Origin of the sequence: Streptomyces sp. S.PNR 29 (assembly GCF_030386795.1) — a bacterium.
Taxonomy (GTDB): domain Bacteria; phylum Actinomycetota; class Actinomycetes; order Streptomycetales; family Streptomycetaceae; genus Streptomyces.
In genome coordinates this window covers 295,905-318,971 of sequence record NZ_JANUQM010000001.1, presented here as the reverse complement: position 1 = coordinate 318,971, position 23,067 = coordinate 295,905, and the positions used below count along the sequence as shown (strand labels likewise).

The window sequence follows — 23,067 nt, the reverse complement described above, 5'->3', positions numbered from 1 at the left end:
GTCGGGCGTGTCGCACTCCCACTGACACAGATGTCCCTTGATCGAACATCCCTGTGGGATTGACACGGCCCTACCAGAACCGTGGACCGGGGACGAAATGCCCACCGGGTGCCTGGCCGGTGCCGCGCCGACGCTTCCCGGAAGATTCCCGTACGTCCGCCTCACATGGAGACGACGAGTACTGTGGGACTCGCTTCCGGTCCTCCCGGCGGGAGGCGCGCAGCATCAACACTCGACCGAGCAACTCGGACAGTCTGCCATAGGGGGCGGCGGCTACGCCAATCGGGCCGGAGAGAATACCCCGAGGGTGACGTAGATCAAACCAAGCGTGGAGCGGGCAGCCCCGTCAGCAGCTCCAGGCGTCCGGGGTGTCGCGGCACGGTCCTCGGACCAGGTGAGCCCGGCCTCGACTTGGTCCCGGCGAGATTGCGAAGTCGCCGATCACCGACAGGGGCGCCTCGCGTATGTCTGCAGGGCCTACCGGTACCAGTCCTCTCCGTCGCTTTCCAGGGCGCTGCGTACGTAGCTCTCCAGGCTCGGCGCAACGAGGGTCCTGCCGTCCGTCTCGTGGTCCCAGACGAACACCTCGTTTCGTTCGGGCTGGCGGACGAAGGCGAATTGGTCTCCGCCGCCGTTGTCACCGAAAAAGACAAGGGAATCGAACGGCATGTACAGAGAACGGTACTGCTCCTCGCCACGGAACGCCAGATTGTCGCTCAGGATTCGCTCCGCAGACCATATGACGTCGGTGCCGTATTCATCAGCCAGCCCGTCGCTTTCGAGCAGAAACGAGCGGAGGTCGCCCGGAAGGGACTGCCCGAGGGCCGCCTCGATCCGGTCGAGGACGTCGGACGTCACGGGGTTACGAAGTTCCGCCGAGGGGAACACTTCGACGATCTCGCGCCACATCACTTGGACCAATCTCTTTGTGCACCGCTAACGAATACGCGGACTGAACCAGTTGCCGAGCATATCATCGACCCGCGTTACGTGATCCAGAACTTCCTGTCTGGTCGGGTTCGGATTCGCCTCGTAAAACCGGTTCCACTCGACACGAATTTGACTCAGGTGGACTCTGCTGTTGATGTCACCCTTGGGTATTCCACGCAAGTTTTCCAGAGAATGTATTTCGTCCGCCGAAAACAGGCCGGGATATCGTTTCAATACCTGCTGCTCGATTGCGTGATGGACGACTACCTTGCCCTTGAGCCCTGGGTGCGCATCGAAGAACGTCTTCTTGTAGCTGTGGCTCGTGGTGCTCCCGACAGAGGCTTCGGCCCGCGTGGGAACGTTCGGCCCCAGCACCGTCTCGCCTCGGGCCGCAGCTTGTTTGGCAGCGTCTTCGCAAGGGGTGAGGCCCAGCGGGTCCGCCCACGTCAGGGGGTTGTGCACATAGGCGACGGGATTCGGGCCCGCCGCGAGGCCCAGAGGGTCGCTGGTGAGATAACGAGCGGTTTCGGGGTCGTAGTGGCGGAAGAGGTTGTAGTGCAGGCCGGTTTCCGGGTCGAAGTACTGGCCGGGGAAGCGCAGCGGGGTGTACGCGCTCGCGGAGCGATTCCAGGTGGTGCTGCCCCAGAGGGTCGCTCGCGCGTACCAGGCAAGCTCTCCTTCCTCGTTGACGAGTTCGGTCGGCGTGCCGACGAGGTCGGTCACGATCCCAAAGAAACGCTGGTCGATCTCTTCCTGCGGGGCATCGGCGTGGAGAATGCGTTCGGTCTGTGCGACGGGATGCCGCCCCTGGTGGTCCCACGTCAATGTGACGGAGTGCGGCTGGTGGGCGGACCTTGTCGTCTGTTCGCACAGCGTTGTGCCGTCCCAGACGAACTCCGTGCGCTCGACGACGCTGCCGCAGTCTGCGGCATGCCGCTGCTTGGCGATACGGCGCCCCAGCGGGTCGTAGAGATACGTCCAGCGAGTGCCATCGGGCGTCGTGACCGCCGTCAACCGATCTTCGGCGTCCCATTCGTAGCGCCAGGTGTCCGGCTTGCGCGACAGGCGCGTCTTCTGCCGCAGCGTGATGCGTCCCTGCGCGTCGTGTTCGTAGCGCACGGCGCCGGCCCGCTCCAGGCGCGAACCCCGGTATCTGCGTTCGCCGACCGCTTCCTGCCCGGGAAACATGGTCGGCCAGGATGCATGTGCCTGGTTGCCCTGGGGGTCGTACAGGTAACGCTCCGTGCCCTGAGGTCCATGAACCACTGTGACTCGTCCCATCGGATCCGTGTCATAGCGGCTCAGCGCTCCGTCCGGCTCCTCGATGCTGCTGAGGTATCCGTCGGGGCGGTAGCTATAGCGTCGCTGGCTTTTCGTGTACCCGTCGTGGATGAGGGACTGTGAGAGGACGCGCCCGAGCGGGTCGTAGGTGCGAGCCAGAACGGTCCGGTCGCCGATCTGGCGTGCCAGCTCCTGGCCCGCGCTGTCGCGGTCGAACCGGATGACGCGTCCGGAGCTGACCAGCTCGACGGCGGAGCCCGCTGTGTCGTAGCTCCAGCTGCTCACCGCACCGCTGGGAGTCGTGCGGGTGCGGCGGCGGCCTGTCAGGTCGTAGGTATGAGTGAGGCGACGGCCATTCGTCGTCTCGGTAAGGAGTCGGCCCGCCTCGTCCCGGGTCATGGTGATCGTCGCGTCGGGACCGGTTGCCTCGACGAGGCGCCCGCACAGGTCGTAACGGAAATCCATGGTCTTTCCGCCGACTCGTTTGCGGGTCACGCGGCCAAGGACGTCGTGTTCGCTGTGGACGCTCTGCCCCAGGGCGTTGGTACGAGCGATGAGCTGCCCACCGAGGTCATAGGCATATCTGGTGGTGAGACCGTCGAAGTCTGTCTCGGACACCATGCGTCCGGCGGCGTCGTACGTGTACTGCCAGACTGCGCCTGTGGGTGCTCTGACCTGCGTGAGGCGCAGATCCTCGTCGTAGCGGTAGGTGAAGCGGGCCCCTGACGGATCCGTCCTCGCTGTCAGCAGGTCGAAGTGGCTGTATTCGTACGTGGTGACATTTCCGGAAGGATCTTCGTGACGAAGACAGTTTCCTTCGCCGTCGTACTCCCACGATTCGCTGCCATCGGCGTCGGTTTGGCGCGTGAGCCATCCTTCGGTGGACCATTCGAGATGGGTGACACAGCCCAGTTGGTCTGTCAGCCGAACCGTGCGGCCGAAGGAATCCCGTTCGTGCAGGACCGATCCGCCGAGCGGATCCGTGATCTCGACCGGGAGCCCGGCTCGATCGTTGCGGATCATGGTCGTCTGACCGAGGGGGTCAGTAAGGCTGCACAAGTGCCCCTCGGCCGTGTAGGTGTAGCGGTATGTCGCGCCGTCGGGCTCCGTGACCGCCGTGCGATTGCCCCTCTCGTCGTAGACGCTGCGGACGGTGCTGCCGTCGGGCAGGGTGACGACCAGGGGCAGACCGAGTTCGGTGTACGTGTACTCGGTGCGAGCACCATCAGGGCGCACGATCGCCGCGGGACGGCCATGATCGTCGTACTCCAGCTGCGTCATTCGCCCCAGGGGATCGGTGTGGGAGAGGAGGTGGTGATTTGTGTCGTACGACCTGCTGATGAGGCCTCCGAGGGGGTCCACCTCGGCCACCACCTGGGAGTCGGCGTTGACTGCGTAGCGGCTTACGGCCCCCGAGGCGCTCGTCACGGTGGTGACCCGATGCCCTGGCCAGGCGCCGTCGAAGCCGTCGTAGACGAAGGTGAAGGTGACATGACCCGCCTCACCACCCTGAGCTGTGCAGCGGTCCAGCTCGTCGTACGTGTAGCGGTACGAGCTGCCGTTGGAGTCCGTCCAAGCGATGATGCGAAGTCGCTCGTCGTAGGCGAGCCTCAGTGGCGCACCGAACGATCCGGCGACTCCGGTGAGGCGGCCGTCCGTGTACGTGAAGCGCTTGATCGTGGCATCGGTCCCGTTCTCGCCGGCCCCGCGCAGGTTCAGAGCGCTGACTCCGTCGTCTGCCACGGTGAACGTGAGGTGGTACCCCCCGGAGTGCCGCATGGCCAACGGCGTGCCGTCCGGTCCATAGTCAAACGTGATGGTGTTGCCATTCCGGTCGGCGATGCACTGCAGGAGTGACACACCGCGCACCGGCGGTGCGAAGGTGCGCGTGTGCCCTGCTTCCGGGTCATGAACCCGGAAACCGCCGCCCTCCAGCAGAGTGAGCGGCCATCGAGGCCCCTGCTCCGGATAGCAGGAAGATCCGGCCGTCGCGGGTGTCTCGTAGGCGATCAGCATGCCGTCCTCCGTGACGAAGACGACGACGTCGTCGGAGACCTCCAGGCGCTGATCGATTGTGGAGGCCCAATTCGGACCGAACCACCACCCGCAGCGGTAATTGGATGCGGCTCGGCGGGTGAACACGAGAGGCAGCACACCCGGCAGTTCCACGTCAGTCTGCTGCAGATACATCGCACCGGTGGCGACATCAACGGGGTCACCGCAGCCGAATATCTTGGTCTTAAGGCGGTTGTACGCCCCCTTGGCTCCCTCCCCGAGCAAGCCCTTGGCACTCTTGCCCAACCCCCTGGCCCCGAGCGCCATACCCTTCAGTCCGGTCTTCCCAAGGGCTTTGAGGCCTTTGGCGAGTCCGCCGAGGGTCGTGAGGCCCTTCATGCCGGGGATGCAGTCCAGCGCCGCCAATCCCACGTCCCATAGGGACGCCTGGCCTTTCGAATATTTGTAGAGGGTGTCGGCGAGCACGACGAGGGCGGCGACCAGCACGATCGCGCCGAGGATCGGCCCACCGATGATCATGGCGACGATGCCGACCACGGCTACGACGATCTTGCAGGCGGCGACGATGGTGTCCCAGTTGTCGGTGAACCAGTCGCCGATGTCCTCCCACCAGGAGCGGTTCTGGATCCCGGCGTCGGAGGCCTCGTCGATCTTCGACTTGGCCTCGCGGGCGGCCTCCTCGCGCATCTTGCGGGCGTCCTCGGCCATCTTCTTCGCCGCGTCCAGGGCGTCCTGGGCGTTGGTGACGTCCGACTGGGCCTTGGTCTGGGCGGCCTTGGCGTGCTGGACGTCGCGTGTGGCGGCGCGGACCTTCGCCTCGTCCGGCTTGTCGGCGTCGGACTTGCTGCCGGTGGGGTCGTCCTTGTACTTGTCGGCTTCCTTTGTCGCCCGGGTGACCCAGGAGTCGGCCGAGGACAGACGCGACTGCGCTGAGGAAAGGTCGTCGCGGGCCTCGCGGGCCTTGGCGAGCGCCTTGTCGGCCAGGGCCTGCGCCCGCTCCAGCTTCGGCCAGAAGTCGGCGAGGGCGTCCCCGCACATCTCGTACGACTTCTTCAGCTTCTTGAGGTTCTTGGGAACGCCGGAGAACTCCTCCTTGAACACCGCCGCCGACTTGCCCGCCCACTCCAGCAGCGTGTCCTCGTCCGCCATGCCCTTGACGAGGCGCAGCGCGTCGGAGACGTCGTCGGCGAAGTCGTGCAGCTGCTTGGCGAGTTGGCGGACGCGATGCGGGTCGCCCGGAGTGGGGTCCTTGTCCAGGTCCAGGACATGCCAATCATGCGGCCGATGGCCCGCCATATCCGTCAACCCCCGTCACCTGCGCATCACCAACGTCGTCAACGACCGTATGCACACGTGAACTTACAAGGCACAGCCGTTCGACGGAAAGATCAGCCAGTCGGGGTGCGTCCTCACCGCAGCTCGGCCCACGTCCTCATCGTCGCCTCCAGCGTCCAGATGCGGACGTCCGCCTGGACCCGAGAGGCATACAGATCCCGCTCGGCGACGATGCTCAGGTCACCGGTGCCCAACTGCTGGCGCACCGCGTGCTCGGCCAGATCCATGCCTGTGGTGCCGCCGTCGCACAGCGAGGTGAGGAAGGTCCCGTCCCACGTACGCTCGTGCAGGACCCAGGGAGCTTCGCCGTCAGCGGTCTTGCGCAGCAGGCTCATGAAGGCCGCGGCACGCTTGCGACGGGCGTCCCCGTCCTTGATCTGGAAGACGTGGTTGCCCGTCTCGACCACGGTGGCGGTCGGCAAGACGAAGCGGACCTTCGCCTTCAGCCTGGTGTCCATCTCCGCCAGAACCGCCGAACGGTTTCCGTTCATATGGGGCACGTCGAGGATCTCCACGAAGACCGACGTGTCCAGAAAATCGACGACGGGGAGTTGCAGCCCGGGCCGATGCTGACTGCTCACGGACTCACAGACTCCTCAGGAAATCCTCGACGCTGGTCACGCCTGGCTCCCGAGGGCGCACGGCGTCCGGCAGGCGGTTCTTGGTGACCGCGTCGCCCAGGTCACCGGCTGCCAGGAGGTCCACGTACCCGGGCAGTTCCGTGAGGCGGGTCAGGACGCTCTCCCCCGACCGGGGGTCCCTGCTGCACACGATGACACCCGAATGGTCCTGGGCCGAGAGGGAGTTCAGGAGAGCCGGACTATGAGTCGTGAACAACACTTCGACGCGCCGCTGCTGTGCCTCTTCCCGCATCAGAGTCAGCACCCGAGCGGCCTGGGTGGGATAGAGGCCGTTCTCGATCTCCTCGACTACGAGGAGGCGGGCGGGCTTCAGAAGATCAGCCGCGCAGGATGGCGCGGGAACATCGACGAGTGCCGTTCCGAAGGCCAGAAAGCGGAGCATGCCGTCACTCAGCAGCCGTGCCGGCATCTCGTGCACATCGCCATGGAACCCGGCCTCGTACAGGACAAGTTGCACATCACCGAGCGAGGTCCGGACGACATCCAGGTCCGTCACGGGATACTCCGGCATCCCGGCGACCAGCTCCTTGATCCGGCTGAAGGCCCGCCGGTCCTTGCCGCGCAATTCCGCCAGCACCGCGCTGAGGTTGTCGGCGCTTCGGCGCAGCTCGACATCGCGCTCACTGACGTAGCGACGCATGAGGTGGGGGACCGGATCCAGGAGGAAGATCTCCCGAATCGCGGAGAGGACCCGTTCAGCGGCCTCCTTGACCAGGTGCCCGGCGTTCGTCGTCCCCGGCACCCAGGCCTGCACACCATGAAGGGCCAGTCGATCCGCCCAGATCACCCCTGCTACTTCCAGCTCACGTCTGCCGTTGAAGTACCGAAGCAGCCTGGAGCCCGGTTCGCCGTCCACCGGGGTGACCGTGAGCAGTTCCCGTCCGGCGCCCAGGCGCCTGCCGCCGTAGCGGACTCCTTCGACCGCGACCAGTCGTTCGGCGCTGATGCGGACCTCAGGACGAACGTCGATATCCAGGTCGAAGTCGTAAACGGCGTCGCCCACCCGCACCCGGCATCCGATGGAGAACGAGTCACTCCCCAGCGGAGGGCACCCTTCGGCGCCACCTCGGATCGGCTCCTCGCCTCCGGTCCGCGGCCCGTCCAGGGCGTCCCTCACCGGCTCGCCCAGCACCAGCCGCGACAGCACCGTCAGAGCGTCCAGCGCATTGGACTTGCCACTGCCGTTGCGCCCGATCAACACGGTGAGGTCCTGCAGAGGCAGGCGCTGCTCGGTGAAGCTCTTGAAGGAGGTCAGGCGCACCTCCTCCAGGCGGGGAGTCTCCACCTGTCACCTCTCTCACTCGCTCCGACCTGGCACTGCTCTGCCCCCCAGCTAAGCAGCAGCCGTCATGAGCCGTCCAACGCCGACCGGCCGGGCCGCGCTCCCCGTCATTCAGGTGCAGCACGGTGGAGGCGGTGGCCGACTCCACACGCGCTGGTAAGTCTCTGCAGTGCCTCGTCGGGTGTGGGGGCCAGCAGCCAGACACTGTCCATCCCGGCGTAGACCGCGCCGTCCTCGGCCATCGCCAGGTGCTGGTTCCCACAGTCGCGCATACCGATGGGGTACAGATCGGCACCCACCTGCTCGGCGAGGTCGTCGATGATCTCCGCGTCCCAGAACGCCGGCAGCGGGTCCAGCGAGAACTCCATCCACGGCATCGCGTCCCACGGGGCACGGTAGGGCACTCCCACGGCGCCGAACTCCGCCAGGAAGCGCTGTGCCGCGTCGTGCATCTCGAACTCGCCGGTCTGCAGAAGGATCGTCTCCCAGGTCTCCGTGGGAACCGACCGGCCCGGGAACCAGCCACCCGCCCGCAGCACCCGGTCCGTCTCGGCGGACCAGCGCAGCCCGGCGTCCAGGCCGGTCTCCACGGTGTGCAGCCGCTGCCAGAACACGTGCTCGGCCGCTGGAGCGTCGGGCGTCCAGAGAGCAGAGCGCGCTCCCTGTGCCCCGACCAGGTGGTCCAGCGCCTGGCTGGTGGTCGTGGCCAGCAGTTCCACGCGGTCCCGTACGAGGTGGAGCGCTCCGTCCTCGGTGATCCCCAGGAGGCCGGCGCCCCCGTCCGCCGTGCCTACGGGGTAAAGGGCCGCCCCCGCTTCCCGGCTCGCCCTGGCCATCCGCTCGTCCTGCCACTCGGCCCCGAGGGGATCGAAGCGGATGGCCGACGAGGTGGTGATCGAATCAGCGGGCCAGCCGTACGTCACCAGGCCCCCGAACTCGGACATGAACCGGCGCGCGGCCTCGTGGACCACGAAGGACCCGCGCTCACGGAGGATCGACTCCCAGGTGTCCGTCGGCACCGAACGGCCGGGCCGCCAGCCCGCGCGTCGCAGCACTTCGTCGGTTTGCGGGGACCAACCGCGCGCCTGATCAGCACTCACTCGCATCATGCCCTTGGACGGAAAGATCAGCCGGTGGAACCTCAGTCCTCGACCGTCCAGAACGGCGAGTCCTTCGGCGGCGCGGGCCGGATTGGCAGCCGACTGAAGTCGATGTCCGCGTCTGTGCTTGGGTTCCCCTTCGGAAGCCGACCCTGGTCATCCTGACGGTAGTACGCCCCGTAGGCCCAGAACTCGGGCAGCTCATGGCCCATGAGCTGCACCTCCATATCCGCCGACTGTCCCGCTCCGTACGTCGCGTTGATCCTGGCGACGGCCTCCGCGCGGGAGATTCCGCACCGCCGCACCAGTACGTCGACCATCGCGCGGAAGTACGCGAGCATCTCCTCGTCCAGAGGGATCACGAACTCGGTGCCCGTCGTCCCGGCCGTACCGCACGCCCCGTAGTCGAGGAGCCACCGCAGGCGCCTCACCTCCGCCACGAGCCGCGGTACCGCCTCCCTGGCCATGGCGATGAAGGCGGCGTTCTCGTCCCAGCGCCCGTCGGCGCAGTCCACGTAGCGGGGCTGCTGCACGAGCGTCGCCGCGACGATCTCCCCGTGGTCGAACTCAGGCCGCCTCTCCGCGCGGCCCGTGTCCTCCACCGTGCTGATCGCAACCAGGTTCATGGAGTGGTCGTCGTCGAGGTTCCGCACGAACCACGGTCCCGGCGTCGCGGCCGCACACAGCTCCTCGATGCCGTCGAGATCGAGGAAGTGTGGATCGGTCACTTGCTGACGCCTGAGACGAAGGCGGACCAGGCCGTGGGGGTGAGAGTGAGTCGGGGGCCCTGGGTGTGCTTGGAGTCGCGGATGTGGATCGTGCGGGGGGCTATGGCGACCTCGACGCAGGAGTCGCCGTTCGGGCCGTCGCTGTAGCTGCTCTTGAACCACGTCAGTTCGGAGACGTCTCCGGCGGCGGACTTGCGGATCATGTTTCTCCCAGCATTTGCTTGATGAAGGCCAGAGACTCCCGTGGGGAGAGAGCCTGAGCCCGGATGGTGCTGTATCGCAGTTCAAGAATGCGGAGCTGTTTCGGGTCAGAGGTCGGCCGGCCGTTGAACGCACCGTCGGAACGACCCACCGCCGTGCCGTCGGCGAACTTCAGCACCTCGACCCTGCCATCCAGTCCCGGGTGGGCCCCAGAGCTCGTGGGCATCACCTGAAGCGTCACGTTCCGCAGCTGCGCCACCTCCAGCAGATGTTCGAGCTGCTGACGCCACACCATTGTGCCTCCAACCTGTCGGCGCAGCGTCGCCTCTTCCAGGACGAAACTGAGCGCCGGAGCAGGCGACCGGTCGAAGATTGACTTCCGGGCCATTCGAGCTGCCACCAAGCGCTCTACTTCCCCTTCCGTGTACGGCGGCTGCCAGGCCTCGAACAAGGCACGGGCATGCTCCGGTGTCTGCAACAAGCCATGGATGCTGAGGCCGACGTACACCCCGAGCTCAACGGCTTTCGCTTCCAGCTCCGCAAGCGCCCGCACGCTCTTCGGATACCGGACCTTCCTCACGTCCTCCTTCATCGCCGCGATGAGCCCACCGGCCCCCAACACCTCGTCGGCCCTGTCCAGGTACTCGAACCGAGGGATCCGCTTCCCGCCCTCGATCTTGTACACCATGTCCTCGCCGTACCCGACCGCCGCCCCGAACTCGCCGGCCCGCATCCCCACCGCCTCCCGCCGCAGCTTCAGCTGCCGCCCCACGGTGGCGATGACCGCCAGCGCCCACTCATCGTCCGGATCCACCTCCCAACCCGGCTCATCCGCCTCGCTCTTGAGCCGCACCGCTTCCCCGCGACCGTCATCGCACCACTCCTTCTCGACAAGCCCGGACACGACCGGACAAGCACCCGACAGTCACCGTACGTATCGGAGTCGTCACTGTTCACGGTAAGCGCGGGCCGCCACGCTAAGTGACGTGAATCAGGAAATCGCCCAACCCGAAGCCCAACTGCACTGTCCCCTCCGCAGCTTCAGCGTGCCGCTGTCCTCCACACCACGCGGAGCCCGCCTCGCCCGACTCCTGGCGACCGAGCAACTCCGCACCTGGGGGCTCCCGCTGGACCCTGCGGAGCACATCGTGGCCGAGCTGGCGGCGAACGCCGTCACCCACGGCCGCGTACCGGGACGGGACTTCCGGCTCACGCTGTACGTCGTAGGCGGCACGCTCCGCATCGAGGTCACCGACACCAGGGGCGACCGACTGCCGCACCGCGAACACACCACACCCGACGGCGAGTCGGGCCGCGGCCTCGTCCTCGTAGAAGCTCTCGCGGACCGCTGGGGAGTGGCGCACGGCCCCACCCCACGCAAGACCGTCTGGGCGGAAGTGAGGACCGGCGCCACCGGATCGCGGACCGTCCCGCCCCGGTGACCCACGCCCCGGCCCCACGCGTGATCAAAGCTTTTCCATGACCGGGTGGTGAGCACCGACCAAACCCAACCCCACCCACCTCCCCCAGCATCCCGACCGGGCCCGTCACCCGGAAGAGTGGCACCGCTCAACTGGGCTGGATTTCGGCCCGGTTCGCTGGCATATGCTCGCCGCGACCACAACCGCAGACATGCGACGGCCCCCGGCCGGGACTGGCATCCCGATCGAGGGCCTGACCACCGAGGAAGTCGAGGCCTTCCCGATGGATACCCAGCACCTTAGCGCGCCCGCATGCGCGCAGCCGCTGAATCCGCGCGGCATCACCCACATCAACACCAAGCACACGACCCGCTTCACGGTCATCGGCAACCACCTGACCCAGCACCGCAGGCTCACTCTCACGGCGATCGGCCTCGCGTGCCACATCCAGTCGCTCCCCTCCGGCACCCGCGTCGACATCAAGACCCTCGCCGCCCGCTTCCCCGAGGGAGAGACCCGTATCGCCGCCGCCCTGCGCGAACTGGAGGCCCACGGCTACCTGGCCCGTATCCGCGAACGCCTCCCGAGCGGCCGCATCGTCACGCACACGGTGTCGTACAACCAACCGATCACAGCCGACCAGCCGACGCATCCCGATGCCAAACCCGGCGCCCCCGAGCCACCGCCCCGACAGCAAGCGGACCCCGCTCCCCACCCCCACAGCCACCCGCGCCCACCGCCACCGAACCCCCACTCCCCGAACCCCAAACCCCCGACCTCGACCGCCACCGCACGGCCAGCACCCTCCTCACCACCCTCCACCACCACGACCCCCGTCTCCTCCTCCCCGAACGCGACATCCGCGCCCTGGCCCCCGCCGTAGCCGCCTGGCTCGAACGTGGCGTGGGCCCCGAGGCCGTACGCCACGCGCTGACCTCGAACCTCCCGGACACCCCCCGCCGCCCGGCGGCTCTGCTCGCCTACCGCCTCACCGAACTCCTGCCACCCCCGCCGCCTCCGTCACCTCCGTCGGCACCCGCACCTTCACGCCCTCACCCCCTCCAGAACTGTGACGGCTGCGACCGCGCCTTCCGCGCGCCCGGGCCGGGCCGCTGCCGCGCATGCCGCTCCACCGCCTCAAAGGCCGCTTGACGTGCTCTTCCTCAGGCCGCCTCTCCCGCGTTGCGTAACCGCGCGAACGCCGTGTCCAGCCCCCTCTTCAACGCCCCCGCCACCGGCCGCTCCACGAACCGGTGCACCAGCCAGCTCAGCACCAGGAACCCGGCGATCACGACCCCGACGAGCAGCCGGGCGTCCATCGTGTCCCGCAGGCGGCTGATCAGCGTCGTACCGGCGACGTAGTGCGTCAGGTAGAGCGGATACGTCAGCGCACCCGCGGTGACGAGCCACTTCCAGCGGATGCGGTCGGTCGCGCCCAGTGCGATCGCGACCATGAGAAGCAGGAAGGCGCTGAAGATCAGCACACTGCCCCGCCAGCCGGAGACGTGCTCCACTTCCTCGATCCGGCGCCCCAGTTCCAGTTGTCCCATCAGCCAGGCCATGGCGAGGATGCCCCACAGCAGCAGGTCCTGGCCGAACCGGTGCATGAGGTACAGGGCCAGCCCCGCGATGAAGTACCAGGCCCCGTCCGGATTGGCGACCAGCACCAGCAGGTGGAACCTCGACACCGGCGCGAGCATCGCGGCGGCACCCCACGCGCAGCAGAAGACAACGACCTTGCGGTACGTGAGCCCCGTGGCGACGACGACCAGGAAGAGCAGGTAGAAGCGCAGCTCCGACCAGAGCGTCCAGTACACGCCGTCGACGTTCGCCACGCCGGAACCGGACTGGAGCATCGTGAAGTTGAGCAGGACCTCGCGCAGCCGCTGCCGCTCCCACACCCCGGGCAGGGCCACCAGGACGGCCGTGGTGAAGGCGATGGCGAACCAGTACGCCGGATAGAGCCGGATCACCCGGGACACGAAGAACTGCCGCGGGGTGCGTCCCCAGCAGGACATGCAGATCACGAAGCCGCTGATCACGAAGAAGATCTCGACGCCGATCCAGCCGTAGGCGGCGAACCGGAAGACGGTGGGCATGATCTCGCCGACCGGCCGGTCCCAGACCGCGTTGCCCGGCCGGTTCACGCGGTCGGTGCCGGCGTAGTGGTGCGCGGCGACCATCAGGGCGGCGATCAGGCGCAGGCCGTCGATGGCGTAGAGCCGCCGGCCGGCCCGCGGGCGAGCGGCGGCGTGCTTGCGCGTGCGGACGTACGGGGGGCGCTGCGGCGGTAATCGACCTGCGTCCCCCGTGGGTATCGCCGGTCTGCTGTCCGCGCTACGCAGCATCATCACCACGCCGTCCTCACGAGAGATTCCCGATCCGGGCGGCCACGGCGGCTCACTGTTCGGCCGTCACACCCACCCCCCGGAGAACAGACAAGAACATTGCTCACGTTTCCCGGACGGAGTTGCCGCAACCGCCCCCAAGGCGTCGCACAGCGTTCTCCCACTCTTCACCCGGAGTGCGGCAACCCATCACGAGCGCAGATGGTCCGGCTCCTGTCAGGCAGCGCGTTCCACGTCGCGCAGTCGCGCGAAGGCCGTGCCCAACCCTCGCTTCAGCGCCCGCGCCGCAGGTCGTTCCACGACGCGGTGCACCAGCCAGCTCAGCACCAGGAACCCGGCGATCACGACCGCGACCAGCAGCCGGGCGTCCATCGTGTCCCGCAGGCGGCTGATCAGCGTCGTACCGGCGACGTAGTGCGTCAGGTAGAGCGGGTACGTCAGGCACCCCGCCGTGACCAGCCACTTCCAGCGGATGCCGTCGGTCAGGCCCAGCGCGACCGCCACCATGACCAGCAGGAACACCGTGAAGATCAGTACGGCTCCCCGGTAGCTGGAGACGTTCTCGTAGTCGACCCGGCCGGCCAGTTCCCGCTGGCCCATCAGCCACGCCATGGCGAGGACGCCCCACAGGAGCACGTCCTGCCCGAAGCGGTGCATGAGGTACAGCGCCAGCCCCGCGATGAAGTACCAGGCTCCGTCCGGGTTGGCGATCAGCTCCAGCAGCGGGAAGTCCGACACCGGCGCGAGCATCGCGACCGCGCCCCACACGCAGCAGAACACGACGACCCTGCGGTACGTCAGCCCCATCGCGACGACGACCAGGAAGAGCAGGTAGAAGCGCAGCTCCGACCAGAGCGTCCAGTAGACCAGGTCGACGTTCGGCACGTCCGAACCGGCCTGCAGCATCGTGAGGTTGATCAGGATGTTCCGCACCGGCAGCCGCTCCCACACGCCCGGCAGGGCCACCACCACGGCCGACGTGAAGACGATGGCGAACCAGTACGCCGGATAGAGCCGGATCACCCGGGACACGAAGAACTGCCGCGGGGTGCGTCCCCAGCAGGACATGCAGATCACGAAGCCGCTGATCACGAAGAAGATCTCGACGCCGATCCAGCCGAAGGACGCGAACCGGAACACGGTGGGCATGATCTCGCCCACGGGCCGGCCCCAGACCGCGTTGCCCGGCTGGTTGAGCCGGTCGGTTCCGGCGTAGTGGTGTACGACCACCATCAGGGCGGCGGCGAGGCGTATGCCGTCGACGACGTACAGCCGGGGACGCCGGGGACGCCGTACGGCGGCGGGGTGCCGCACCGTCCGGATCTGCGGCGTCGGGTGCTCGGCCACCGCGACGCCGCCCGTCGAGAGAGAGGACCTGGCCACGACGGCTCAGGCTAGGCGCGCTCGGTCCGCTCCAGCTGGGCGGAAGGAACGTTTCGCGCGGGTGCGGGACAGTGTTGCCCCAACGCTCGCCGACCGGCCGTACAACGTCCGCAGAGCCTTCACCCGGCGCCGAAGACGAAGGTGGCCCAGGCGGTGGTGGCGGGCGGCCGCCCGGCACCCCGCACCTCCGCGCCGTCCGCGTACCCTCCCGCCCATGACGCGCACCACGCCTCCCCGTCCCCTCGACGTCACCGCCCTCTTCCCCGAGCTGGCGCCCCTCGCCCGCACCGCCGTACGCCTGCACCCCCGGGCGGGCGCCCCGACCCCGGCGGACAGCTCCATCGGCGGCCCCCTGTTGTGGCCGGCCGACGAGCCGTGGCCGACCTGCCCGGAGCACACCGGCCCCTGGCAGCTCGGCCTCGTGCCCGCCGACGTCCGCCTCCGCCGCCGTATCCTCACGGAGGCCTGGGCACGCCCCCGCCCCGAGGGCGCCGACCTGCTGACCCCTGATGAGCGCGTGATCGTCGACCGGGCGACCAAGGCGACCCGCATCACCCTGGACGGGGAGGTCCCGATGGTGCCGGTGGCCCAGCTCTACGCCTCCGACGTCCCGGAACTCCCCCGCCCGGACGGCACGGATGTCCTGCAAGTCCTGTGGTGCCCCTTCGATCACCCCGAGGACTACCTGCCCCTGACGAAGCTGCGCTGGCGCACCGCCGCCGACGTCACCGACCCACTCGACCCCGCCCCGCAGCCGTCCGTCATCGGCAACGACGACTACCTCCCCGAGCCCTGCGTCCTGTACCCCGAACAGGTCACCGAGTACCCGGCTCCGCACGAACTGCCGGAGGAGCTGGCGGAGCGGATCGAGGCCTGGGAGGAGAGGAACGAAGGGAACGACGAGGACGCCGTCCACTACCAGTACGACCTCTCCGTAGCCCCCGGCAACAAGGTCGGCGGCCACGCCCCCTGGAGCTTCTCCGACCCCTTTCCCATGGCCTGCCCCGAGTGCGGCTCGGCCGTCCGCCCCCTGCTCACCATCGACGGCGCCGAATGGGACGGCGGCAGCGGAAGCTGGCGGCCGGTGGAGGACGCCGACCACGACGGCCACCACAGCGATGGCCCGGCCTGCGCCACCTGCCTCAACATCGGGCGTGGCTACTGCATGCAGCTGTACGTCTGCACGGTGTCGTACGACCATCCGCACCTGCAGAACATGCAGTGACCCGTTCCGGATCTTGCCGCTCCGAGGGGCTTGTCGCGAGACAGGCGCCAAGTCATGATCCGCCCCATGGAAAAGCGAAGACGCGTCCTCGGCACCTTCCTCGGAGTCACGCTGGCCACCGTGCTCCTCCCCGGCATCAGCCCGATACTCGACTCACCGCCGTGGGAAGTGGTGCTCGCCGGCGCCGTCTTCCTCATCGTGAACCAGCTGATCTACAGCTACCCGAGCAACATCAGAACCGCTCCTCCGGTCCTGCTGCTGATCCTCGGCGTGGTCGGCGTCATCCAGGACACGCTGATCTGGCTGCTCGTCTCCTGGCTGGGCTCCGACATGGAGTACGGCCTCCACGTCGACGGCTTCCTCGCCGCGCTGCTCGGTGGCGTCATCGTCCGCGCGACGGTCCTCGTCCTCCTGGCACTCGGCCCGCAGGAGCCCGCACCCCAATCCCCGTGAGCGCACAAGCGAAAGGGCCCGCACGACCGAAGTCGTACGGGCCCCTTCAAAGCCAGCCCCTCAGGGCTCAGCCAGGATCAGGTCACTTGTTGATCTTGGTGACCTGGCCGGCGCCCACGGTCCGGCCACCCTCACGGATGGCGAACTTCAGGCCCTCCTCCATGGCGACGGGCTGGATGAGCTCCACCTTCATCTCGGTGTTGTCACCCGGCATGACCATCTCGGTGCCCTCGGGGAGGGTCACGACGCCGGTCACGTCCGTCGTACGGAAGTAGAACTGCGGGCGGTAGTTGTTGAAGAACGGGGTGTGGCGGCCACCCTCGTCCTTCGACAGGATGTAGGCCTGAGCCTCGAACTCGGTGTGCGGGGTGACGGTGCCCGGCTTGATGATGACCTGGCCGCGCTCGACATCCTCGCGCTTGATGCCGCGGAGCAGCAGACCGACGTTCTCACCGGCCTGACCCTCGTCCAGCAGCTTACGGAACATCTCGATGCCCGTAACCGTGGTCTTGGTCTTCTGCTCCTTGATGCCGATGATCTCGACTTCCTCGTTCACCTTGAGGACACCGCGCTCGATACGGCCGGTGACGACCGTACCGCGACCGGTGATGGTGAAGACGTCCTCGATCGGCATCAGGAACGGCTTGTCGACGTCGCGCTCCGGCTCCGGAATCGCGGTGTCGACGGCGTTCATGAGCTCCAGGACGGACTGCGTCCACTCCTTGTCGCCCTCGAGCGCCTTCAGAGCGGAGACCTTGACGACCGGAACGTCGTCGCCCGGGAACTCGTACTCGGTGAGGAGCTCACGGACCTCGAGCTCGACGAGCTCCAGGATCTCCTCGTCGTCCACCATGTCGGCCTTGTTCAGGGCGACGACGATGTACGGCACGCCGACCTGGCGGGCCAGGAGCACGTGCTCCTTGGTCTGCGGCATCGGGCCGTCGGTGGCGGCGACCACGAGGATGGCGCCGTCCATCTGCGCCGCACCCGTGATCATGTTCTTGATGTAGTCCGCGTGACCCGGGCAGTCGACGTGGGCGTAGTGACGCGCCTCGGTCTGGTACTCGACGTGCGCGATGGAGATGGTGATACCGCGCTGACGCTCCTCAGGAGCCTTGTCGATGTTGTCGAACGGGGTGGCCTCGTTCAGGTCCGGGTACGCCTCGTGCAGCACCTTGGTAATAGCCGCCGTGAGGGTGGTCTTACCGTGGTCGATGTGACCGATGGTGCCGATGTTGACGTGCGGCTTAGTCCGCTCGAACTTCGCCTTCGCCACTGGGGTCCTCCTGTGGAGTGGTTCTGTACGCCTTACTTCATCGGCGCCAGGTGATCTTTGCTGTCAAAACCCGGGGCCCGGGGCATTCACCCGAGAATGCGGGGGAATGCCCCACGAGGCTCCGGAGTCAAGCCTACGGCGTCTGGACGGGGTCCGTTACTCGCCCTTGGCCTTCGCGATGATCTCCTCGGCGACGTTCCGCGGAACCTCGGCGTAGGAGTCGAACTGCATGGAGTAGCTGGCGCGGCCGGACGTCTTGCTGCGCAGGTCGCCGACGTAACCGAACATCTCCGAGAGGGGCACGAGACCCTTCACGACGCGGGCACCGGCCCGCTCCTCCATGGCCTGGATCTGGCCACGGCGGGAGTTGATGTCGCCGATGACCTCACCCATGTAGTCCTCGGGCGTGGTGACCTCGACGGCCATCATCGGCTCAAGGAGCACGGGGCTGGCCTTGCGCGCGGCCTCCTTGAAGGCCTGCGAACCGGCGATCTTGAACGCGAGCTCGGAGGAGTCGACCTCGTGGTAGGCACCGTCGAGCAGCGTCACGCGGACACCGGTCATCTCGTAACCGGCGAGGATGCCGAACTGCATGGCCTCCTGGCAGCCGGCGTCGACCGAGGGGATGTACTCCTTCGGGATACGACCACCGGTGACCTGGTTGACGAACTCGTAGGAGGCGTCGCCACCCTCGATCGGCTCGACCGAGATGATGACACGGCCGAACTGGCCCGTACCACCGGTCTGCTTCTTGTGGGTGTACTCGACCTTCTCGACCGACTTGCGGATGGTCTCGCGGTACGCGACCTGCGGCTTGCCGACGTTGGCCTCGACCTTGAACTCACGGCGCATACGGTCGACCAGCACCTCGAGGTGCAGCTCGCCCATGCCGCCGATGATGGTCTGGCCGGTCTCCTCGTCCGAGTGGACCTGGAAGGACGGGTCCTCCTCGGCCAGGCGCTGGATCGCGACGCCCAGCTTCTCCTGGTCGCCCTTCGACTTGGGCTCGATGGCGACCTGGATGACCGGCGCCGGGAAGTCCATGGACTCCAGGATCACCGGGTTCTTCTCGTCGCACAGCGTCTCACCGGTCGTGGTCTGCTTCAGACCCATCACGGCGACGATGTCGCCGGCGCCCACCGACTCGATCTCCTCACGCTTGTTGGCGTGCATGCGGTAGATCTTGCCGATGCGCTCCTTGCGGCCCTTGACCGAGTTCTGCACGGCGGTGCCGGAGACCAGACGGCCGGAGTACACGCGGACGAAGGTGAGCTTGCCGAGGTGCGGGTCGCTCATGATCTTGAACGCCAGCGCCGACAGCGGCTCCTCGTCGGACGGCTTGCGCTTGATGACCGTCTCCGGGTCCTTGACGTCGTGGCCCTCGATGGCCTCGATGTCGACCGGGGACGGCAGGTAGCGCACGACCGCGTCGAGCAGGGGCTGGACGCCCTTGTTCTTGAAGGCGGTGCCGCAGAAGACGGGGGTCACCGTGGTGCCGGAGCCCTTGCCGGAGGCGATGGTGATGCGGCGGATCGCCGCGTACAGCTGCTCCTCGGTGGGCTCCTCGCCCTCGAGGTACAGCTCCATCATCTCCTCGTCGTTCTCGGCGACGGCCTCCAGCAGCTTGCCGCGCCACTCCTCGGCGGCCTCGGTGTGCGTGGCCGGGATGTCGACGGTGTCGTACATCTCGCCCTTGGTCGCCTCGGCGGACCAGACCAGGGCCTTCATCTTCACCAGGTCGACGACGCCCTTGAAGTCCGCCTCGGCACCGATGGGCAGCTGCATGACGAGCGGCTGCGCACCCAGGCGGTCGGTGATCATGTCGACGCAGCGGTGGAACTCGGCACCGGTGCGGTCCAGCTTGTTGACGAAGCAGATACGCGGAACGCCGTAGCGGTCCGCCTGACGCCACACCGTCTCGGACTGGGGCTCAACGCCGGCGACGCCGTCGAACACCGTCACGGCACCGTCGAGCACGCGCAGGGAGCGCTCCACCTCGACGGTGAAGTCCACGTGGCCCGGCGTGTCGATGATGTTGATGGTGTGGTCGACGTTCTCCAGCGGCCAGTGGCAGGTGGTGGCAGCAGAGGTGATCGTGATGCCACGCTCCTGCTCCTGCTCCATCCAGTCCATGGTGGCAGCGCCGTCGTGGACCTCACCGATCTTGTACGAAACGCCGGTGTAGAACAGGATCCGCTCGGTGGTGGTCGTCTTGCCCGCGTCGATGTGGGCCATGATGCCGATGTTGCGCACCCTGGCCAGGTCAAGCGAAGTGGTAGCCATAAGGCTTCAGTCTTCTCTCGGTTCTCGATGGGGTAGCGACTACCAGCGGTAGTGCGCGAAGGCCTTGTTGGACTCGGCCATCTTGTGCGTGTCCTCGCGCTTCTTCACAGCGGCACCGAGGCCGTTGGAGGCGTCGAGAAGCTCGTTGAGCAGACGCTCGGTCATGGTCTTCTCGCGACGGGCGCGGGAGTAGCCCACGAGCCAGCGCAGCGCCAGGGTGTTGGCACGGCCGGGCTTGACCTCGACCGGCACCTGGTAGGTGGCGCCACCGACGCGGCGGGACTTGACCTCGAGGGTCGGCTTGATGTTCTCCAGAGCGCGCTTGAGCGTGATGACCGGGTCGTTGCCGGTCTTCTCGCGCAGGCCCTCCATGGCGCCGTAGACGATGCGCTCGGCGGTGGAGCGCTTGCCGTTCAGCAGCACCTTGTTGATCAGGGAGGTCACCAGGGGGGAGCCGTAAACCGGGTCGATGATGACCGGACGCTTCGGGGCGGGGCCCTTACGAGGCATGCTTACTTCTCCTTCTTGGCGCCGTAACGGCTGCGAGCCTGCTTGCGGTTCTTGACACCCTGGGTGTCGAGCGAGCCGCGGATGATCTTGTAGCGAACACCCGGCAGGTCCTTCACACGGCCGCCGCGCACGAGCACGATGGAGTGCTCCTGCAGGTTGTGTCCCTCACCCGGAATGTAAGCGGTGACCTCGATCCCGCTGGTCAGACGCACACGCGCGACCTTACGCAGGGCCGAGTTCGGCTTCTTCGGGGTGGTCGTGAACACACGCGTGCAGACGCCACGACGCTGAGGGGAACCCTCAAGTGCGGGCGTCTTGTTCTTCTCGACCTTGTCCTGCCGGCCCTTGCGGACCAGCTGCTGGATCGTAGGCACTACTTCTCCGGTTTCTGTGTGCCGATGGGTACAGCTAACCTGGAACGTCACCGACCCACGCGGTCGGGTGTGTCGAATCCCGCAGACTCTCACCGGCGACGGCGAAAAGGGCGCAGATTACGGTGGCCGGTCTCAGCCCTTTATGCGGTTGAAGGCACGCACGAGGGCCAGGGCACACCCCAGGCACAAGGTCTGAGCGTACCTATCGCATTCGCTGCGGTCAAAACAAATGGGCGCCGCCCACATCGCCATGCGGGACATGTCAAGACCACAAGCCGCGAATGATCTTCAAATCGGCGACTGATGTCCGTTTTGAGCTATTTTCTTATGTCCCTGCTTCTCTTGCCCTGCTTCTCTTGCCTGCTTCTCTTGCCCTGTCCGGGCTTCAGCCGGCCGCGAAGAACACCACGGCCAGCAGCACCAGAACGAGTGCCCACCCTGCGTTGGACAACCACCCCAGAACCAGCCCGGTCAGCGCGAGCCCGTCCCCGCCCTCGCCCGAGCGCCGGATCTCCGCCCGCGCCGCGTGCCCCAGGACGACCGCCGGGATGCCGGTGAGCCCGAACGTGGGCACGCACAACAGCCCGCACACCGCGGCCCCGACCGCCTTCCCGTTCGTGCGCACCCGCGGCACCGGCAGGAACGCCCGCGGCACCGGCGAGACACCCACCGGCTGCGGGACGGGCCCCTGCGGCAGATCGGCGACGAGCAGCGCCAGCTCCCCCACCGTACGGGCCGCGTACGCCCGCGCAACCCTCCGCTCGAACTCCGGCTGCTCCATCCGCCCCTCGCCGTACCCCGCCCTGAGCACGTCCACGGCCCGCTCCCGGTCGGCGTGCGAGGCGAGCATCGACGGGGTGCTGTGGGGTTGCCAGGGCTGCCAGGGCTGCCACTGCGGATACGGGGGCTGCGACACGGAGCACCTCCCGGAGCGCCGGGTTCCCTCCATGATGCGCCAACCAAGGTGAAGATGCCCACGTCCGGCGATCGACGACGGAACACGGCTGTGGCGCATTCCCTCAGTTCGCTCTGCTGCCCGGCGATAGCATCTCGACGGATGTAGCCGGTGCACAGCAAAGCGAGCTGGGGGAGCTTTGGAAGCAGCACGTGTTCTTTTCGGCCTGGCCGCGCCACTGGTCGTCTCCTGGGAGCGCAAGTGGTTCACAACACGTCCCGGCATGACCATTTGTTGCACGGTGACGTACGGGTGCTACACCATCGCCCCGTACATGAGCGATGCCAGATCATGGTGGGCATTGGCGTCAGCAGCACTTCTGACAATCGGCTGCACGCTGCTGTTTCGCAACTCCTCCACCCCAGCCATGGGTTTTTCCGTAACCACTTCGCTCTTTGCAGCGGGCACGAGCACCGGAAAACGGGCGGGCTACGCAACGATAACGCTTGCAATTGTCGTCGGTCTGTGGACCGCCAGGAGTACGCTCCCCTCGGCCGGAAACGACTTACTGCACAATGACACGCTGGCCGTGATGTTATCCGCCATGCTTATCGCCGTCTTCGGCGGAGGCGCATTGGTCAAGACAGCCACCGATCCGGTGGTCGAGGAGGTCTACGCCCTCCCTGACGGGCAGAACAGGGACTCTGCTCTGGCACTGATCCGCAGCGGCGGCAGAGCCATCGGCCTGGTCGAGCGTGGCCTTCTGTTCGCCTTCCTGGCTGCGGGCCAGCCGGATGCCGCAGCACTGGTGCTGGCAGCCAAAGCTTTGGCACGTGCTCCAGTCGATCACGTCAACCATGCGTCCAAGTACTTCCTCATCGGTACGCTGGCTAGCGTCATCGCGGCCTTGGCCATGAGCATTGCTGCGCGCGCGGTAGTTGGGCTGCCTATCCTCTAGGAGATTTCTTGGAACTCAGGCAGCATCCATTCATTCGAGAACTCATCTCTCTGGGCCTACCGTCAGCCGATTATGTAGTCGCCGGCAGTGGACCATTGCTCGCACACGGGCTTCGCCAGGACATCGGTGATCTCGACATCGTTGCGAGAAATGCCGCCTGGAAAATCGCACTGAGTATGGGCGAAGCAACGGTTCCCCCTTCCGGACACGGTTCGATGGTGGTGCTCTTCGGCGGACACCTCGAAATCTTCGACCGGTGGCTTCCAGGGACTCGCGATGCAGACACCCTGATCAATTCGGCCGAACTGGTGGACGGAATTCCCTTCTGTCCGCTCTCCGATGTACTCGAATGGAAGAGAAAATCAAGTAGGCTCAAGGATCGGCAAGATGCCGAACTGATCATGGCCTACATGGACACCACTTAAGG

At 66.9% G+C, this 23,067-nt stretch carries 21 protein-coding genes; 6 read left to right on the top strand and 15 right to left on the bottom strand.

Annotated features, from left to right (window positions below; all coding sequences use genetic code 11):
- Positions 1 to 477 precede the first annotated feature (477 nt).
- The 8 genes from NW895_RS01555 to NW895_RS01520 all read right to left on the bottom strand — a co-directional run bounded on the left by NW895_RS01555 (position 478) and on the right by NW895_RS01520 (position 10,367).
- Positions 478 to 909 carry an SMI1/KNR4 family protein gene (locus NW895_RS01555; RefSeq protein WP_289933917.1) on the bottom strand — a complete coding sequence of 144 codons (432 nt, stop codon included), beginning with the start codon at positions 907 to 909 and terminating at the stop codon, positions 478 to 480.
- Positions 910 to 936: 27 nt separating this feature from the next.
- Entirely contained in the window at positions 937 to 5,523 is a 4,587-nt protein-coding gene (locus NW895_RS01550; protein ID WP_289933916.1) for an RHS repeat-associated core domain-containing protein, read from the bottom strand.
- Positions 5,524 to 5,636: 113 nt separating this feature from the next.
- A complete protein-coding gene (locus tag NW895_RS01545) occupies positions 5,637 to 6,143 on the bottom strand; it encodes a hypothetical protein (RefSeq protein ID WP_289933183.1) in 507 nt (168 codons plus the stop codon).
- A gap of 4 nt (positions 6,144 to 6,147) precedes the next feature.
- Positions 6,148 to 7,488: an ATP-binding protein gene (locus NW895_RS01540; protein WP_289933182.1), complete on the bottom strand. Its 1,341-nt coding sequence runs from the start codon at positions 7,486 to 7,488 to the stop codon at positions 6,148 to 6,150.
- A gap of 104 nt (positions 7,489 to 7,592) precedes the next feature.
- On the bottom strand, positions 7,593 to 8,591 hold the full coding sequence (locus NW895_RS01535) for an SUKH-3 domain-containing protein (protein ID WP_289933913.1): 999 nt from the start codon (positions 8,589 to 8,591) through the stop codon (positions 7,593 to 7,595).
- A 35-nt stretch (positions 8,592 to 8,626) separates the two neighbouring features.
- The gene (locus NW895_RS01530; protein ID WP_289933180.1) at positions 8,627 to 9,313 is read right to left on the bottom strand and encodes a hypothetical protein; all 687 of its coding nucleotides are present in this window, start codon (positions 9,311 to 9,313) and stop codon (positions 8,627 to 8,629) included.
- Positions 9,310 to 9,516, bottom strand: a complete 207-nt coding sequence (locus tag NW895_RS01525) for a DUF397 domain-containing protein (RefSeq protein ID WP_289933179.1) — start codon at positions 9,514 to 9,516, stop codon at positions 9,310 to 9,312. Before NW895_RS01525 ends, NW895_RS01530 begins: the two co-directional genes overlap by 4 nt.
- Complete coding sequence (locus NW895_RS01520) at positions 9,513 to 10,367, bottom strand: helix-turn-helix transcriptional regulator (protein WP_354670068.1); 855 nt, start codon at positions 10,365 to 10,367, stop codon at positions 9,513 to 9,515. Before NW895_RS01520 ends, NW895_RS01525 begins: the two co-directional genes overlap by 4 nt.
- Before the next feature lie 133 nt (positions 10,368 to 10,500).
- Between NW895_RS01520 and NW895_RS01515 the strand changes: the two genes are divergently transcribed.
- Both NW895_RS01515 and NW895_RS01510 read left to right on the top strand, forming a co-directional pair.
- Positions 10,501 to 10,956 (top strand): ATP-binding protein, encoded by a 456-nt coding sequence (locus tag NW895_RS01515; protein WP_289933177.1) that lies wholly within the window; start codon positions 10,501 to 10,503, stop codon positions 10,954 to 10,956.
- A gap of 190 nt (positions 10,957 to 11,146) precedes the next feature.
- Positions 11,147 to 11,818: a helix-turn-helix domain-containing protein gene (locus NW895_RS01510; RefSeq protein WP_289933176.1), complete on the top strand. Its 672-nt coding sequence runs from the start codon at positions 11,147 to 11,149 to the stop codon at positions 11,816 to 11,818.
- A 280-nt stretch (positions 11,819 to 12,098) separates the two neighbouring features.
- Here the strand turns inward: NW895_RS01510 and NW895_RS01505 are convergent, their stop codons facing one another.
- Together NW895_RS01505 and NW895_RS01500 are read right to left on the bottom strand one after the other, a co-directional pair.
- On the bottom strand, positions 12,099 to 13,286 hold the full coding sequence (locus tag NW895_RS01505) for an acyltransferase (protein WP_289933174.1): 1,188 nt from the start codon (positions 13,284 to 13,286) through the stop codon (positions 12,099 to 12,101).
- Between the two features lie 213 nt (positions 13,287 to 13,499).
- Complete coding sequence (locus tag NW895_RS01500; RefSeq protein ID WP_289933910.1) at positions 13,500 to 14,606, bottom strand: acyltransferase; 1,107 nt, start codon at positions 14,604 to 14,606, stop codon at positions 13,500 to 13,502.
- Positions 14,607 to 14,880: 274 nt separating this feature from the next.
- On the opposite strand from NW895_RS01500, the gene NW895_RS01495 reads away from it, so the two are divergent.
- Positions 14,881 to 15,891 carry a hypothetical protein gene (locus NW895_RS01495; protein WP_289933173.1) on the top strand — a complete coding sequence of 337 codons (1,011 nt, stop codon included), beginning with the start codon at positions 14,881 to 14,883 and terminating at the stop codon, positions 15,889 to 15,891.
- Between the two features lie 66 nt (positions 15,892 to 15,957).
- The gene (locus NW895_RS01490) at positions 15,958 to 16,344 is read left to right on the top strand and encodes a phage holin family protein (RefSeq protein ID WP_289933171.1); all 387 of its coding nucleotides are present in this window, start codon (positions 15,958 to 15,960) and stop codon (positions 16,342 to 16,344) included.
- A gap of 82 nt (positions 16,345 to 16,426) precedes the next feature.
- Here the strand turns inward: NW895_RS01490 and tuf are convergent, their stop codons facing one another.
- The 5 genes from tuf to NW895_RS01465 all read right to left on the bottom strand — a co-directional run bounded on the left by tuf (position 16,427) and on the right by NW895_RS01465 (position 21,703).
- Positions 16,427 to 17,620, bottom strand: a complete 1,194-nt coding sequence (gene tuf / locus NW895_RS01485) for an elongation factor Tu (protein WP_289933169.1) — start codon at positions 17,618 to 17,620, stop codon at positions 16,427 to 16,429.
- A 156-nt stretch (positions 17,621 to 17,776) separates the two neighbouring features.
- Positions 17,777 to 19,903, bottom strand: coding sequence for an elongation factor G (fusA, locus tag NW895_RS01480; RefSeq protein WP_289933166.1), 2,127 nt, complete (start codon positions 19,901 to 19,903; stop codon positions 17,777 to 17,779).
- A 39-nt stretch (positions 19,904 to 19,942) separates the two neighbouring features.
- Complete coding sequence (rpsG, locus tag NW895_RS01475; RefSeq protein ID WP_003998848.1) at positions 19,943 to 20,413, bottom strand: 30S ribosomal protein S7; 471 nt, start codon at positions 20,411 to 20,413, stop codon at positions 19,943 to 19,945.
- Between the two features lie 2 nt (positions 20,414 to 20,415).
- A complete protein-coding gene (gene rpsL / locus NW895_RS01470; RefSeq protein ID WP_003948652.1) occupies positions 20,416 to 20,787 on the bottom strand; it encodes a 30S ribosomal protein S12 in 372 nt (123 codons plus the stop codon).
- Between the two features lie 385 nt (positions 20,788 to 21,172).
- Positions 21,173 to 21,703: a DUF1707 and DUF4190 domain-containing protein gene (locus tag NW895_RS01465; protein ID WP_289933164.1), complete on the bottom strand. Its 531-nt coding sequence runs from the start codon at positions 21,701 to 21,703 to the stop codon at positions 21,173 to 21,175.
- A gap of 178 nt (positions 21,704 to 21,881) precedes the next feature.
- Between NW895_RS01465 and NW895_RS01460 the strand changes: the two genes are divergently transcribed.
- On the top strand, positions 21,882 to 22,640 hold the full coding sequence (locus NW895_RS01460) for a hypothetical protein (protein WP_289933162.1): 759 nt from the start codon (positions 21,882 to 21,884) through the stop codon (positions 22,638 to 22,640).
- An 8-nt stretch (positions 22,641 to 22,648) separates the two neighbouring features.
- The gene (locus NW895_RS01455; RefSeq protein ID WP_289933159.1) at positions 22,649 to 23,065 is read left to right on the top strand and encodes a hypothetical protein; all 417 of its coding nucleotides are present in this window, start codon (positions 22,649 to 22,651) and stop codon (positions 23,063 to 23,065) included.
- Positions 23,066 to 23,067 lie beyond the last annotated feature (2 nt).